6 protein-coding genes and 1 pseudogene are annotated in these 16529 nt (G+C 62.0%); 3 read left to right on the plus strand and 4 right to left on the minus strand.

The features are described 5' to 3' along the window. Positions 1-20: 20 nt before the first annotated feature. Together LAO51_01490 and LAO51_01495 are read right to left on the minus strand one after the other, a co-directional pair. Positions 21-1895 carry a recombinase family protein gene (locus LAO51_01490; protein MBZ5637410.1) on the minus strand — a complete coding sequence of 625 codons (1875 nt, stop codon included), beginning with the start codon at positions 1893-1895 and terminating at the stop codon, positions 21-23. Between the two features lie 332 nt (positions 1896-2227). Continuing rightward, complete coding sequence (locus tag LAO51_01495; protein MBZ5637411.1) at positions 2228-2686, minus strand: helix-turn-helix domain-containing protein; 459 nt, start codon at positions 2684-2686, stop codon at positions 2228-2230. Between the two features lie 504 nt (positions 2687-3190). Here LAO51_01495 and LAO51_01500 point away from each other — a divergent pair. Then, a pseudogene (locus LAO51_01500) lies at positions 3191-4441 on the plus strand (ISNCY family transposase). A 981-nt stretch (positions 4442-5422) separates the two neighbouring features. On the opposite strand, the gene LAO51_01505 reads toward LAO51_01500, so the two are convergent. Then, a complete protein-coding gene (locus LAO51_01505) occupies positions 5423-13486 on the minus strand; it encodes an RHS repeat-associated core domain-containing protein (protein ID MBZ5637412.1) in 8064 nt (2687 codons plus the stop codon). A 177-nt stretch (positions 13487-13663) separates the two neighbouring features. On the opposite strand from LAO51_01505, the gene LAO51_01510 reads away from it, so the two are divergent. Both LAO51_01510 and LAO51_01515 read left to right on the plus strand, forming a co-directional pair. Next, a complete protein-coding gene (locus LAO51_01510) occupies positions 13664-14500 on the plus strand; it encodes a tetratricopeptide repeat protein (GenBank protein MBZ5637413.1) in 837 nt (278 codons plus the stop codon). 393 nt (positions 14501-14893) lie between these two features. Further along, positions 14894-15193 carry a hypothetical protein gene (locus LAO51_01515; GenBank protein ID MBZ5637414.1) on the plus strand — a complete coding sequence of 100 codons (300 nt, stop codon included), beginning with the start codon at positions 14894-14896 and terminating at the stop codon, positions 15191-15193. Positions 15194-15243: 50 nt separating this feature from the next. Here LAO51_01515 and LAO51_01520 read toward each other — a convergent pair whose 3' ends face one another. Continuing rightward, positions 15244-16407 carry a hypothetical protein gene (locus LAO51_01520; GenBank protein ID MBZ5637415.1) on the minus strand — a complete coding sequence of 388 codons (1164 nt, stop codon included), beginning with the start codon at positions 16405-16407 and terminating at the stop codon, positions 15244-15246. Positions 16408-16529: the final 122 nt, after the last annotated feature.

Here is a 16529-nt window from a genome sequence, read left to right on the forward strand (position 1 = left end):
CCCGAATGCGTACTGGAATGTCAATTACTCGTCGGGGAGGCGCGAGTCAAGCGAAAAGCGTCCGGCGGCTTCCGGCTTGGTAAGGAACGGGATGGGGTCAAACGGGCGGGGTGGCGATCACGATCAGCGCGGTGGACGTGCGTGCCCAGGCGGCGGACGAGGCGACAGCCGAATGGCGCAGCGGACGTCGCGGGAACGCCTGCAGGGCCGGCCCCGAGTGGGGCACCTCCGGTCCCGGAGGCCACCCAACTCCTCGTTATTGGATCTGACGTTGAAAACCATTTGTAATACGGAGACTTGGCTCCGCAGACCCAACCCAAACCACAACTTCCTGACACTGGCAGGGCCAGGTGGATCTCAAGGCGGTGTCCCGTGACCACCACCTTCTCGACCACGAGCCGGAGGATATTCTGCCGGGTCTCGAAGTTTGCGTCGGTGAGCTGTGTCCGGAGCTCGGCTACGATCGCTTCCGCGCTCTCCGCTTGCCGCATGGCCAGCTCCCGCCGGGCCGCCCACGACTGGAGGTTGGCCAGTTCCTCTTCCGCCGCGAGGATCCGCTCCTCGACCGCCTTCTTCCGGGGGCCGAGGTCCTCCAGACCGAGCGACCCACCCTGGTAGGCATCGATCAATCGTTCCCGCTGCCGTCTCGCCTCGGTCAGCCGGGCCGTCGCCTGGTGCAGCCGTTCCGTACCGGTGGGATCGGCCGTCGTGCGTTTCAGCCAGGACCGAAGGTGCTCGATCAAGGCATCGCTGTCGACCAGGAGGTCCCGGACGGTCGACCACACGATCTCTTCGACTCCCGCGGCCAACAGACGGTCGTTCTGGCAACGCTCGGCGCCCGTGACCGCGCCCGCGTACCCGCGGCACATGTAGTAGCGATGTTCGAGAAACCCGTGCCGCTTCGGCGTCCTGGTCAGTGCATACCCCGAGTACGATCGCCCGCAGGCCCCGCACTTGAGCAGCCCTTTGAGCAAGTACATGCGCTGTGGGTACTGGCGGCGCCCGGCGAATTGAAGATTCTCTTTCAGCCGCCGCTGCGCCCGTGCGAAGGTATCGTCGTCGATCATCCGCGGCACCGGTACGACGATCCACTCCGACTGCGGTCGCTCGGTGTGAATGATCTTCCGCGCCCGACCGTCGCCCACGGGACGCTCCTGAAACTGCATCACTTGGCGGTTGGAGTATGCCCGCCCAACGTACCACTCGCAACGGAGGATGCTGCGGACGATCGCCGGACACCAGTGGCTCTTCCCTCTCCGCATCCTCCATGGCGAGGCGTCGAGCCGTTGCCGAACGCCGTACAGCGAGGCACCCTCGTCCGCGTACCACGCGAAGATCTGCCGCACCATCGCGGCCTCCTCCTCGTGGATCCGAATCTGCCCGTCGCCCCCGTACTTCCTCGCGGCGTACGTGTATCCGTAGGGCACCGCCGGCGGCGCCAACTCGCCTCGCCGCGCCCGGTGGAGGCGACCGCGACGACACCGCTCGAGGATCTTGGCCCGCTCGTACTCGGCCATGGCCCCCTGAATCTGCAGCAGCAACTGGTCGTCGGGGTTGTCGTTGATCGGCCGCTCGCAAAACAGGATGTCCACCCCTACCCGCTTCAGCTCATCGAGGAGCAGCACCTGATAGGCGTAACGACGCGCGAGCCGGTCCGGGCACAGCACCACGACCACGTCGAATCGCCCTTCCTTTGCGTGATCCCTCAGCTCGTCCAATCCGGGCCGGTCGAGTCGCGTCCCCGTGTACCCGTCGTCCGCGTACGTCAAAGCCGGCGAATGGTGCAGACCGTTCTTCTCAGCGAACCGCGTAACCGCGGCCAGCTGGCTCTCGATCGTCTGCTCCTTCTCCTGCAATTCGGTCGATACCCTCACGTACAACGCCGCTCGCCGCATCTTCCCCTCCCTGCGGGTGCCCTACCATCGCCGCGAGAAGCGCACAGAGCCGATCCATCCGGTCTTCGGCATCCTCCGCCCCGATCGGGACGATCTCGATCTCCCAATCGCTCGGAGCAGCCCAACGACAGGTGTGCTCCACGAGCCCAAGCAGTCCGAAGCGATGGGACCGGCGCAGATCGAACTGGGCCGGACTGACTCGTGGACGCTCCACCGGTTCCGTGAGCATGTAGGCCCTGAGGCGTTCGTACCGCGACTGCGCCACGCCACCGGCCGAGGCAAACGGCGGTAAGGCAACCGCCCGCGCCAGACCGGGAGGGTGCTCTCCCTCGTCAGCCGTTTTTTTTTCCTGCCGCCACGAGAAGCCGTTCGATCGAGCGACGATGGACTTCGATGCCCCTCTCCTCGGCCAATCGCTCCGAGATCTCCCGTCCGCTGAGCCCGGGCTGCCGTCGATGCAGCGCCTGGACCCACGCCACCACGTCGTCCGTCAGCTTCAAGGGCCCCGGCCGCCCTGCCTTCCCGTCCACGAGCCCCGGCACGCCATGCGCCCGAAAGGCCTCCAACACCGTGTAGTAGGTCTCCCGAGAGAATCCGAACTCCTCCGAGACGGCCATCACGCTGCGCCCTTCCACCGCGTGCGCCCGCAACATCTCGTACTTGACCTGGACCTTGTCGAGCGGGTCGAAGAACCGGTGCTCCTCGAACACCGCTGCACGCACGCGCTCCGGTGCGCGATGCAAAGCACCGACCTCCTCGAGAAACCGGCGTTTGGCGTGAGGCTTGGGCATGGGCCTCCCCCTCCATGGAGGAAGCGTGCACCCAACCCCGCGCGTCTGTCAATAGATAATGGTCGCCATCGACCGACGACAACGAATCAATCGAATTATGTCCAACGAATAGCGAGAACCGTCCGACAACCTCCACGATAGCGGCAATAATCACATGACACATTACTTGCAAGCACCCAGCTCCGGCGCCACCGCCAACCGCCTGTGGCCTCTGTACTTACAGATTCGCCGCCACCACGATCCGTAGCCGTCGGTGGCGACAACGAACCGGATTGTATGCTTTGGGTTGGGTCGAGATCCCCAGAAAGTCACGAATCACAAACGCGATTCAGGTCGAGGCAGCAAGGCTAACAGCGGCATGTTCAGCAAGTTGCGAGGAGAAGCTCTCTGGTTTACATAATCCAGGACGGAGAACAGACCGCTGTAGGACCAATGTGGAAATGTCGGGTTTCCGCAACTTAGAGATGTCGCCTTCTGGGACCCTGGTGGGACCCGGAGGTCGACATGAATTTGGAGCGAAACCTGACGATGAGCCACAGAGAGTTGAATCGCCTCGAGGTCGTCGGTCGAGTCATCGAGCGACGTCTCTCCCAGTGGAAGGCCGCGGAGCAGCTCAACCTGACCGTCCGCCAGGTTCAGCGACTGTGCCGGAACCTCCGGCAGCACGGTCCAGCCGGCCTCGTCTCCCGGAAACGTGGAAGACCGAGCAACCGTCGCACGCCCGCGGCCGTTCGCGAGCACATCGTGGAACTGGTTCGTTCGCGCTACGCCGATTTCGGGCCCACGCTGGCGTGCGAGAAGCTTGTCGAACTCCATGGCGTCAAGGTCTCGATCGAGACGGTGCGCACGTGGATGATCGAGACCGGTCTATGGATCCCCCGAGCGAGGCGAAGCGGTCTCCCCCACCAGCCCCGCGACCGGCGTTCGTGCCTCGGTGAGCTCGTTCAAATCGATGGCTGTGAACACGCCTGGTTCGAGAGCCGCGGTCCGAAGTGCGCGCTTCTGGTGTACGTCGATGATGCGACGAGTCGGTTGATGGAACTTCGATTCGTCGAGTCGGAGTCGGCGTTCAACTACTTCGCGTCCACGAAGACGTACTTGAGGCGATACGGCAAGCCCGTGGCGTTCTATAGCGACAAGTCGAGCATCTTCCGGGTCACGGGCCAGCGGCCGGCGCCGAACAGGGCCAGCATCACCCAGTTTGGACGCGCGCTCGCGGAGCTCAACATCGACATCCTCTGCGCCAATTCCCCGCAAGCAAAGGGTCGGGTCGAGCGAGCCCACCAGACACTCCAGGATCGCTTGGTGAAGGAGCTTCGCCTACGGGAAATCGCGACGCCCGAGGCGGGTAACCGGTATCTACCCACGTTCATGAAAGCCTATAACGAGCGCTTTGCCCGAGAGCCCCTGAATCCTCACGATGCTCATCGCGCCGTTCGCGACGACGAGGACCTGGACCGAATCTTCACATGGCAGGAAGAGCGCCGGCTCACGAAGAACCTCGCCGTGACCTACAAGCGCGTCACCTACCTTGTCGATCCAGGAATTGAAACCCTCTCCCTGCGCGGCCAGAAGTGCCGCGTCCTCGAGCACGACGACGGACGCGTGGAGATCCTCTCCGGTGACCTCCGGCTCCCCTACAGGGTCTTCTGCGACCGCACGCAGCGCGTCCCCCCCGCAGCGGTCATCGAGAAAAAGCGGCTTGGCGCAGTACTGCGCCACATCAGGGAACAACAACGGGAGCGAGACAAGAGCCCACGACCGAGCCGCCCCCTCTCCCTTCGAGAGAAGCGCCTCATCAGACTCGCCGAAAGACAGACGGCCGCTCTCGGAAGGACGGCCGTCCTCGGGCGAGCACCCTCACCCGACACTTCTACTTTGGAGAAAACACGACATTTCTAATTGGGGTTGACAACCGCTTCGCTCCCTCGGCTCGCATTCGCTGGTCCCGACGACCGCGATTCATGCGACAGGGCTGCCCGGGTCCGTGGCCGGCCAGGACCCCGCGTCGAGATCGAGGTCCGGTGTGCCCACCCGACCGTTCCGCAGGCCTCCGATCGTGCCGGAGCCAGCGGATCACGGACAACCCCCGAGCCGCGCAGCCGAATCCTCGCCGTACCCGCTTCCAAGAGGCCATTCAACGAGCATCGAGGTTTCGCTCGTGCGGTACACCATCCTGCGAGCAATCCTCCCTTACTTCTTGCAGAACCCCTCGAAACTCCTCGCTCGTCCGCGAGGGCTCAATGAGAATTCGAGAAGTCCCATAGTCACGCGACGGATCGTACTCCGTTAGCGCGATCGTGAGTCTCGTCGACGATTCATTTAGGTCACCGAGAATCACAAGAAGATACTGCTCCCGGGTCGTGCTCAGCCATACTGCGCTTGGCCGATCGACCCGTCGCGCGAATAGCTCGCAAGCTCCCCCCGTCGGCGTCGCACAAGCCCAACCGATATTGTGTAGCGAATCATTTAGCGCCTTCTCCACGCACTCCCGTCGGCTTGCAACTACATCCGACACCACGGGGCCTGGAGTGCCGCATCCAGCCATAATGCCGGGAGCATCGTTTCGCCATCGATGACTCCCTGCGCAGGAGATAGCAGCGCCCACCACACAGGCCACAGGCAAGAGGCAAATCAAGACTCGGATCGGTGCGATGCTATTGTGTTTCATCGTCCCTCCTCCAACCCATGGCCAGGACTTTTCGCTGCGCAAAGCGCATCGCGCCCTCAACTTCTTCAATGGGGCGTTGGCGGCTGTGGTTGTGGTTTCGGTTTTGGTTTTGCTTTCTTTTCTTTCTTGTGAAGTTCGTCATGCTTCTGACGAGCTTTCTTCGCGAGCAGGTTTCTCACACGTGCCCACTCCCACTCCATTTTCCAACGCGCCCACGAGAACGATCTCTCCGGTGTCCAGCCACTCTTATTTCCTAGTTCGACATATTTGTTCCGTATCTTCGTGAGTTTCTGGTCGAGATCGTCGTAGCCCTCTTCGTGGCGGACCTCGAAGTAACCCGCAACACCAGCGTCTTCGTGAGCCTTTACCTCGGGTTGCTGCGCCGGATCGAGTCCCTTTTCGAACAACACAATGGGGCTGTACGTGATATCAAGTTCGCATGTGTCGTCGTTCCATACTGGTGGCCCCATATCCACAATCCACGCCCCCTCTTTGTAATAGGATCCCGTCAGGTCCCTGATCTTGCTCTCGTCGACATCCGCCTGGTACGTCGTCGGCGCGTCAATTGTGGCCTCGCCGAGGAGGTCGATAAAGCGCATGGGGTTATTGCGAGCGTAGCTGTAGCGATTCCAAGTCTGGGCGTCTTGGACGTCGACGCTGTCAGTCGTAGGGTCGACGTTCACGAAACGTCCTAGGACGCTTGCGTAGTACCTACCCAACATGTAATCCAATCCTGTCCCCGCGTCCCGCTCATGCCCGGTGAACATATGCGTCGTGTAGTCCAACTGCGGGGGGACTTCGTCGCCGAAGGGAACATAATCGTGCTGTGCAATCACGTTCCCTTCATCGTCGGTTACGAGCCTCACCGAGCCCAAGTGATCTGTGTGCAGATCATACAGCGCCCACGGCGGGTCCGGGAAGCTCCCCAGCTTCGTGAATGGCGCGACCGCTGGCATCGACCCCGCGCTGCCCTTGGGTGAACCGATCGCCGAGTCCTGGGCCCTTGGTGCGTCCGGCAACCCGTGGCCCTCGAGGCCGAGAAGCCCGCCGACTCGATCGTTGAATAGCAAGGGGGTCTCGCTACACACCGGCCCGTTCATCGCGCCGGCACCCATTGAGGCGAGCAGGACTTCGTCTCCCGTCTCATGATCTGGCGTCCACAGTCTAGAGTATCCCAGATCGCCAGCACAGTTCCAGAACACCACGTTGGAACGTGGTGATTCCCCGCCCACTGCGTTTTCCGCCGTCACGTAGTACGCCTCTAGGTGCCCCGTAGTGCAGTACGTTGTCGTGTCCCCGACGCCTTGCCAGAAGGGACAGGTGTTTTCGGTCGTAGTGTAGTAGTTCCGATTGTCCTGCTCGCCTGCTTCGATGTACGACTCCTCGGTTCCGCTCGCTTCGTGCTGTGCGACGGTGACGGTCGCGGTCTGTATGTGGGTCCGATAGAAGTAGTATCCCTCCATCAGGACCATCCGATAAACGTTGTACTTGCTCGCCCCATCGACCGGGTCCCACTCCAACTTCGTCGAGCAGGGGGTCGCTGCCTGTGCTGTCGACGCGTGGAGGTTCTCGGGGGCGGTGGGCGTCGGCGTGCTACTGCAGGTCGCCGAGGGATACGTCGAAACCCAATCCCAGTAATAGCTCGAAGAGCTAGGAGTGGCCGGCCAATATTCGGTCCCGCTCTCGTCTACGGAGATCACTCGGAAGCGCAGGCAGCGTGCGTGGCCGTAATACTGGCTTACCCAGTCGTGTACACCAGCGTTGTAGATCGAGAGCTTGACGTCCTCTCCCATGCTCGCCCAGTGGTTCTCCCACCACGCCACCGGATGCTGAGTCACCCGCGTCCAGGGCCCGTTGTCGGAGCCTGCGACTTCGATGTAGAATCCGGCCAGGTCTGGCCAATTCCGCGTCGGAACACGGTCCCATGTCACCCACACGTACACTGAGGGCTGCTGGGAGTTGAGGGCGGCTTTCTCGTACCAATGAACCTGGACGTAATCCGGTGCCAAGGTTCGAGGCTGCCCGTTAATGCGGGCCATGGCGTTGTCGTTGCTCCAGTCGGGCTGATTCCAGGTCGGATCGTACTCGTCCCAGCCCCCAGCTAGGCACGTGCCGGAGAGGTCGGTTTGCGGTGAGACGTTTGCTTCGAGGATCTTCGTGACATTGCCTTCCTTGAAGTCCGGTCCGACGGGTCGAACCGCGTAGTCGTAGCAGCCTTTCAGCCCTCCGATCGTCCGGTCGTCGAATACCCGGAGATTGTCAGATACGGGGCCGTCCGTGAGCCGTACCCAGGTGGGCTCGCACGAGAACGCATCGACGCGATGCTCTTGAGGGCCCCCAAAGCCGCAGTAATCAAACAGCTTGCACCGGCGGTAGACGTGATAACCGACCAGTTGGGACGTCGGCACGCGCGACCAGAAGAGTCTCACCAATCGGCTGGCATTGTTGTAGGTGCCGTATTCGCCGACTCCGTAATCGGCCTGCAGGTTTCGGACGCTGGAGTTGGTCGAGAAGAAGTCCGTCGCTTCGATGGTACCAGAGCCACCGGACTCCTCTTTGACGACACCGATCGTCTTGGTGGCGACCACGTAGTAGGTGTAGTCGGCGGCCGAGGCGTCGGTATCCGGGTACGAGGTTGCGCTGTTCGGCACTTCCGCGATCTCGTAGAAGCGTCCCCCGGCTCCTTCCGCACGGTAGACCCGATAACCTTCGGCTAAATTCGTCGCCGTCCAAGTGACGACGACCTGAATGACGTCGTCATCTTCCGAATCCACGTTGCAACCATCTGGGTTCGTGTGCCCAAGTGGCGGATCGTACGTATAGCCATCGATACTCGTCGTACCCTTTTGGTCTACCCCGTATACCGCCGACTGCAGAGTCGGCGCCGAAATGTCCGCCCGCCGCGGCCTCGCCGAGACCTCACCCGAGAGCTCAGACGCGTTCCCGGAGGAGTCAAGCGCCCCGATCCGGTAGTAGTGGGTCGCTCCCTCGGTCACCGGATCGACATACTGTTCAGGATCCGCCGTGGTCTTCGCTCTCGTGGCTACGAGAGGTCCGACTACACCCTGCGTCTCGCTCCTGTAGATCAGGTAGCTCGCGACGTCTGGGTCGAGGACCGCCCGCCAGAAGAGCCTGATTTTTCCTGTCTCTCGATCCGCTTCAGCTTCCACCCCAACCGGTTTCGCCGGGGGAATTGTATCATGAGGCCTCGCTGACGCAGTCGTCGATGGCGACGATGACAGCCGCCCAGACGTATCGACCGCCCAGACGCGATACGAGTACGTCGTCCCGTTCGAAACCTGAACGTCCAGGTAATTGGCTTGCCCCACGACGGAGCTCGTCAATCGAACCCACGCACCCCCAGAGGAGCGATCGACGTAGTAACCGCGGATGTCTTCAACTTCTTCCGCGGTGATGGCGTTCCACAAAAGCTGTACCCTTCGGTCTCCCGCCTCGGCCGTCAACCCGGTCGGCGTGGGTGGGCCATTTGCCGCGCCTGGGTGAACGATGAGTGCCGGCGACGGATCGCTCACATTGGCGGCCGTGTCCATTGCCATAACCGTGTACGTGACCCTGGTCTCGGTACCCGCCTCAAATGGAAACGTGTCCGTTAGCGTCATCGAGCCATCGGTGATCTCGTAATCGAAGGTAGTCGCATGGTACTCAAGAGTCTGCTGATAGGCCGCCTGCACGACGTATCCGAGGATATCGGGATCAGGACCTGCCTTCCACTTGAGCGTGAGTCCTGTCGAGGTGACTTGCTCCGCCCAAGGTTCTGCGAGTGTACGTGGCACCTCGTTCTTTACGAGCCCGAATACCTTCCCAAATGCGTATACGTAGTCCTTGTCCCAAACGGGCGAATCGGTGTCGCCGATTGTCCGACGAAACTCGCTAAGAACCTGGCCCGACGGATCCCGGAGGTAGAACGTCTCGGCCCCATCGGTTTCAGATCGGACCCGGTAACCGTCCGCGTCGTAGTCGTAGCTTCCGATCGTCCCCGTCACGGTATTGCTCACCGCCTCGAGTCGGTTTTGGACGTCGTAGGTAAACCCGAGCGTATCGGTGGGTCCGGACGAGCCGGTCGTTCGCACTTGCGAGACCATATTGCCGTTCTGGTCATAGTAGTAGTTCCAGAACGTGTGGACCACCGGCCATGCGCCTGGCCAGTATACCTGTTCTTGCTGCGAAACGCGGTTCGTATCGCTATCGACTGTGAGCGTGTGCCGGGGATAATCGTATCCGCTTGTTTGCCAGCCAAGATAGTTGCCGAACGCATCGTATCGATATGAGACGGAGGGATTGATGACGGACGGAGTGACCGCGACGGGACCCTGTACCAAACGATTCACTCCGTCGTACTGGTACGATGTACTCCCTATCGACCTGACGTTGCCCGCGCCGTCGTAGGCATAGACGCCTGTGTCCCACAATGGCGATAGCGCCTGTTCTGCGGCGATCTCGTTCGGATCGTTGCTCTCTCTTCCGACCTGAAGGCCCGGGCCATCGCCTACTGGCCGCGGGTGCACCTGCGATGGTGGACGGATTGGCGGATGCGGTACCGGGGACAGGCTACTCAGCACCCTGATACGGCTGGGGCGGCTCATCACGTCGCGGTCGATCGTGTCGCGGATTGTGTTGCCACGAACGATCTCCGTAACGTCTCCGCTCGGATCGTAAGACACGTCGTGCAAGTATTCCAGATTCCGATCCCAGTCGTGGATTTCCCACAGGAAGCCGTTCTTGAACTGATTTATGACGCGGCTCCGCGTGCGCCCCGATCCGCTAAAATCTGGATAGGCGACGAGGGAATCGTGGCCCATCGAATCCTGGCAGTACTCGGTCACGACATCCGTGCACCACGGCTCGAGGTTCTGGCGATGCCACGCCAGGCGGCCATTGAGCCCCTTGTATTCGCTGTCGCATGGGGACGAGTCATTGGGAGGCCCAAAGCCGAATTGCTGATCGGCGACGAGGGCCGATAGACCGTTCACCAGCTTGAAACTCCGCTGCCGAGTGAGCTTGCCGTTTACCGCACCCGAGCCCTCTCCGAATTCGGTGTCGTACGTGTTCTCCACCAAGGTCTGGTCGCCGCCGCCTAGTCGAATCGATCGTTGTGTAAGGCGGCTCGCCGCATCATAGGTATTCACGAACAGGCTCTGTCTGGCATCTCGGAACTGAAGGAGGTTGCCCCGCGCGTCGTAGCTCAGGTACTCAACCGTGCCGTTCTCGGGGTTGGTGGCTCGACGGAGCTGACCGAGCGGATCGAAGGTGAACTCCCGCAATTGCATCACTGTTGGGTGCGCCGGATCGATGAGCTTGACCTCGACGAGGTGATCGAGTTCGTCATACGTGTACGTCGCGGTCGCCGCGGAGGCCGGAGAGGTTACGCTGGCGAGACGACCAAGCGCATCGTTCACTCGAGTTGTTGTCATTCCGCAGGCTGCAGTCCCGGATGCCGGATCCTGATTTAGCCCGCATACCGTAACCATCGTCGCGAGACCGGCATAGTCTGTCTCCACCTTACTTCCATCGGGCCTCTCGACTTTGTGCACACGGCCGACTGGGTCCACGTGCGTCGCCTCGTCGCACGTCAGACTGCCTGGGGGGGGCGTGAGTAGGTAGCTGTACTTCGTCCACTTCAGGTCGGTATCCGTGGTGCCCATGTCCGCCCAATCCGACCTGCAAAGAACCCGTCCTTCGATATCGTACTGCGTCTTCTGGAAATCAAGCGAAGGAGGTGACACGCTCGAGCCCACGAGATCTCGCCGTCGCGTCTCGATCTGCCTCCCCAGGTTGTCGTAGACGTACGTGATCTGCGTGAAGTCGTCTGACGCCACTTCCCGCGTAACCGAAGTCTGCAGCAAACTCGGGTAGTACATCGTGGTCGGTCGTTCTGGCAGCACGGGTGATATCGACTTGAGCCGCCCCAGGTCGTCCCAGTCGTAGGTCGTTTCCGTTCCGGCCGGATCGCGACTCGCGATGACCAAGCCGGTGTTGAAATCGATGTCTCGGTCGAGCGCGTTCCAGGTGATCCCGCCGTATTGCTTCCCGCACAGATAGCCGCCAGCGCAGTGGGTGTACGAGGCCGTCCACGACGCTCCGTCATCACCGCCCCGCTCCGTAGTGGAAGAGAGATTCCCCGCGCTATCGTAAGAGTACGTCGTGCCGACATCGCCGGCGTAAGTCAGACTGCCAGGACAAGCGAGCCGGTCAGCCCCGATCGTTCCATTACGGACGATCTCGCAGTCCAGGTGGTCTAGAGTGAAATGCCGGTCCGTGCGGCTCACCACCTCACCAGACGCGTTCCGCACCTCCACGAACCGGTGGGCATCGTGGTACTCCGGAGTCGACTCGTACTCCGTCCAGGTCGACCGATACGGAAGCTCGCCATCGTACTCGGTAACCTGCTTGGGTTTCGAGATGCAGCCGCTCGTCCATTCGCTGTACACCACCCTCCGCGTCGCTTCCGGATTCGCGCCATCGCCTGCGTATGTCGTCCGTTCCTCCGTCGTTCTGGGGTCAACCGCGATCGAGTAAATATCCGGCGGCCATGTGCAATCCGGACCACAGAGCGGCACCCGGTACTGGAACATTCTTCCGGCATAATCGTAAGAATAGTCAACGTGCTTCACCAGCCGCGTGTCTCCACTCTCAGCGCCCGAGTAGTAGAAGATGTAGTACAGCAGCCCGTCTGCCCATCCACTCGCGCAATCGCCATAGGCGTTGCACCCCGTGTCCCCGTACAGCGTCCGCCCGAACCAGTACACTGTGAGGTTATCGAACGGGTCGAGGACCTTGACTTCTTGCGGGTTCGAGGCCGGGAAGATCCCACGTTGGGCCGGGTTGATTATGTCCTCGGGGCTGCGAATCACGCCATCCCCGAACCGCGACCAGCTCCACTTATAGGTTCGGCCTCCCGGCGTGCTCCTGCCGTCGGCGAACAGTGTTTTGAAGAAGAGCTCCATGTGATAGGGCCGCTTCGGGTTGGTCGGATACCAGGCGTAGTAGTAGTCGATATCCGCTCCTGTCGGAAGGTGCCTACCCGTGAGGTAACCCGCATTCAGCTCGTCGCCCGGTCCGAAATAACTGAAACCGTAATACTCTGCGGAGGGATTCAGGAGCGGGTAGGAGATCTTCGTCAGGAACTTCTTCATCTGCCAGGTGCTATTGGTGTCTACGGGGTCGTACACCTGGTCGCTCGAGAACGTGAACGAGTACGTCGCGTTCCGGTTCGAATCGTGTGTCTCCGATCCCGCAAACGAGGGAACTCTCAGCGTGGCAGGGTTGCCGGGAGTGTACGTGATCACGCGGCCGAGGCTGTCGGTCACAGACGCCAGCTCCGGCGGGAACACACTTCCCCCATAAGTCGCGTACTGGATCGTCACGTTCTGGGCGGGATAACTCACGTCTTCGATCTTCGTCGCGTACCACCCGATGGACGAGCTGACGTTGTGCGCCCCGAACGTGATCTTCGTGCCATCGCCCGGAAGAACTTCCCAGTACTCGGTGGGCGTCGTAATGTGATCGATCTTGATGCCGGTGCCGTCCAGCGTGTAGCCGCTAACGCATCGCTCCTCGCCATGGGCGTTCGTATCGTTGTCTATGTCCCAGAGGTGCCCACCAACATCGCAGAAGAAGTGCTCCGCACCGTCCGGTGCCTGGTACCGGAACACGAACGACTTGTCGTCCTTCACACTGGCCGGGACGCTCTTCCGTTGGTAGATTCTTCCGAACCCGAGTCGGAATCCTAACCCGTACGTGTCGTCGGCGACGAGCGTACCCGAGCAAACAGTGTGCGGGTCGATGCTCGTGCAGTCGTGCTCCCAGAGCTTCGAGTTGTAGTAGAGCGTCATCTGGTAGCCGAAGTGGTCATTCACCATGTACTTCGGACCGATAGGAATCGTCAAGTTGAGGTTCCCCGTCATCACGTCGACGTTCTCGCCCTGGAGGGCCGACTCGAAGACGTGGTTTGTGGAGAGCCCTATCTGGTCGTTTTGAATCTCCCCGGCGGAGACGCCGGAGATGGCGAGCACGAGGGAAGACACGCATAGCACGCCGAATCGCAATGCCCGTGGAAACCGATCAAGCAGCTGGACCGTGGCCACATGAGATCCGCTCGTTCGCTTCATGGTGCCCCCCCCCAACGCGGAGATTGCCCGTGCTAGAGTTGTTCCCCGATGCGGTGCGCATTCGAGAAGAAGATGTTCACCGTCGCTCTCGTCGCGGCAGCCCCTTTGCTCGTCATGTGTGGCCCGACTGCGCTGCGAGCGGCCCCTCAACGAGCCTCGGTTCGCAGCGAGGCTCTGGTGGAGAGCCTGCTTCGACTCGATGCCAGGGTCCCGATGGCACCAGACGCTGAAGCCGCTCGTGACGCCTTCAGCAGCTACTCGAAGCAACTCGGTCGCTGCGGCGATCCCGCGACCGACGCGGAGCAGTGGGTGACCTGCGCCCTCGACGTCCTCCTCGGCGAAGACGGCATCCGGCCCACCTCTCGGCCCGCTTTGCCGGAAGTCCATGCGGCGAGTTTCGCGGTAGCTTCGCGGGAGGGTTCTTGCTCTGCAATCGTGGCTGCCGTCCTCGCGGTCTGCGAACCCTATGGGGCCCCGTTCGAGGCGATTGTCCTGCGAGACCACGTCGTTTTGGCCTTGCGTGGTTCCGATGACCACGTCTTCGAGCCCCTCGAGGGGGGCCGCAGGTTGTCCCAGAGCGATCTGGCGAAGCATGGGCCGGCGCCGCCGGGAAGTCCGATCCGCACCGACGGGCACGGCTTCCTGCCGTACTACCTCGACAACCTCGCCGTTCGCCTCGCCGAGGCGGGAGACGCCGGGCGCGCGGAGGTCGAGTTCCGGGAGGCACTTTCCATGGGGCCTCGGGTCGGGAGGGTACGGTTCGATTTCGGGACCTTTCTCCTCCAGGCTGCACGCTATGAGGAGAGCGTACGGTCGCTCGAAAAGGCCATCCGGCTCGGGTGGGACGACGCCGCGGCCTGGGTGAACCGCGGCGTTGCACTCTGGAAGCTGGGGAAGACTCGGGCCGCGCGCCGATCTTTCGAGCACGCGCTGGCATTGCAACCCGACAACCGCGAAGCGGCGATCAACCTCAAGGCTCTGAGCGAGCGGGCACAGCCGACGGGTCCGCGCTAGACCGTGACGCCCCTCGCGGACGCAGCTACGCTGCCACCTCCGTGCCCGCGACCGAGCAGGCCACTGCCGCATGCCGATGTTCTTCGTAACGCCCCCCCGGGCGCCGGGCTACGCCCGCTCCTATCGCCGGTCGTGGTCGCGGCGAAACGCTGTCTCTCGCCGCGCGACCGGAAAAACCCTCTCTGCGATCCGAGATACTCCTCGGCGATCAGCGTGTCAACAGCATTCTTTCTTTGCTACAGAAATTGTTGCACAATCGCCGCACTCCCCGTATCGTTCGCCACCCGGTGGTGCGTCATCGACCAGCACCGCACGGTGCCTGTGTGGGAACTCAAGAACGAAAGGCGTTCACCGAGTTTCAGCTTGGCAACGAATGGGATGGCGATTGTCCGCTTGCCGATCCCCACCATCCGCTGCCCCGGCTACGTGATCGACCACGTCAGGCTGCGGGAGGAGGGCGGGGCGGGGTGCCGGATCCCCGAGAGAGCGAGCTACCTGATGAACCCGACCCGACACCTGCCCCCCCACGACCACCGCGCGGCGATGCTCGTGATGCGGGGGGGCCGCGTTTGCACCCGCCGTGCTACGAGCGGGAGCCACGACACCGGCGAGGATCTCAGCGAATGGAATCGCGGATCAGCGGACCTCGGCTCATTCGCTTCCTCTGCCACCCCCTTCAACGTGAAAAAGTGAGGTTCTGGTAGGGGCAGGGAATCCTCCGTGGCCGGGAGGACCCGCAGGCCCTAGGGTGGTGCACCTACGACCTCTCCGATTCCACGAACCAGCATTACGTTCGGACCGCGGTTTCCCGCTGGAGCGGTCTTCCCCCACCGAACCCACCAATCGACAAAGCGAGCCAGCGTCTTGTGCGTGATCTGCAGGACCTTCTCGGGTTCATCCAAGTACCCGCGGAGCCTCGACAGCTCTTGCGCATAGCAGGTCCCAGGAACTTGACAGCGGCGATCGGGGACCGCGATCGCGACGCTCACAAGAACGGTCCGACCAAGGCTGGATGCCGCTTGCCGAACAAAGCTCGCCCACTCCTCCAAGCGAGACAACTGGCCGAACAGCTCCCAGAAGTCCCAACTCTCCAATCCGGAGTGCCCCTTCGTCTCCACAGCCCACACTAATCTCTGGCCAGGATCATCTCGGATTGCCAGCAAGTCGCGCTGGTTCGCCGCGGTGCGGACCTGCAGGATAGGCTCCTCGTCAATTGCAACGCAGCGGGCGGTCTCGGGATCGTCGACGAACTCGAAGACTGTCGCGAATCCCCTCGCGCGAAGCGTCCGCGCCAGGACTTCTCGGCAGTTCGCCTCCGTGTTCAGACCTATACAGTCCGCCCCCCACTCGACTATCGGGACAAGGCGATTCTGCTTGCCCCGCCCGGCGTCTGCCCTGACGTCCAGCCGCCCGCTCGAAATCCCCTGGAATATTGCGTTGGCCGGAAACGCCCCCAGCCCTCGTTGGCTGAGCTGGCGGCTCAACTCCGCCGGAGAAAGAAGGACGCCGGTGTCGAGCGGTCCCATCGCGAGTGACGCCTTCAACACGTCGGACGAGGAGAAGTACGAAATTACCGCGGCGTCCAGGGGGGTGGTCGCCGCCGCACTGAGGTTCGTCAAGGGCGCAGCGAGCTTAGGGCCGATATGGGAGGGCAGTCTAGTTGGACTACCTGCGCACGTGCACCGGCGAGCGCCGTATCTGCGCTCCGCCTCCTCAACGGAATCGCACAGGTAGTATCGCCCGTTCACGTTGCGTCCGGCGATCACCTTCATGCGGAAGTAGTCGGCCTTAACGTAGTTGCAGGGCAGTACATGAACCCTGTTCCCAGTGGCTGTGTCAGTGATCGCGATGACGGCCCCATCGTGCTGATTGGCCAAGAACTCCTCCTCCGTCCGAATCTCGTTCATGTCGATGCCACCGACCCCTTCCCGGCCCGTGCTCCACAGGGGCCGCACCCATGACCCACCAAGGACCGCTCGCCGTTGAGACGGATCAGATGCCGGCGATTCGACGGATGGGAACCCCGAGC

This window comes from Terriglobia bacterium (assembly GCA_020073205.1).
Lineage (GTDB): Bacteria > Acidobacteriota > Polarisedimenticolia > Polarisedimenticolales > JAIQFR01 > JAIQFR01.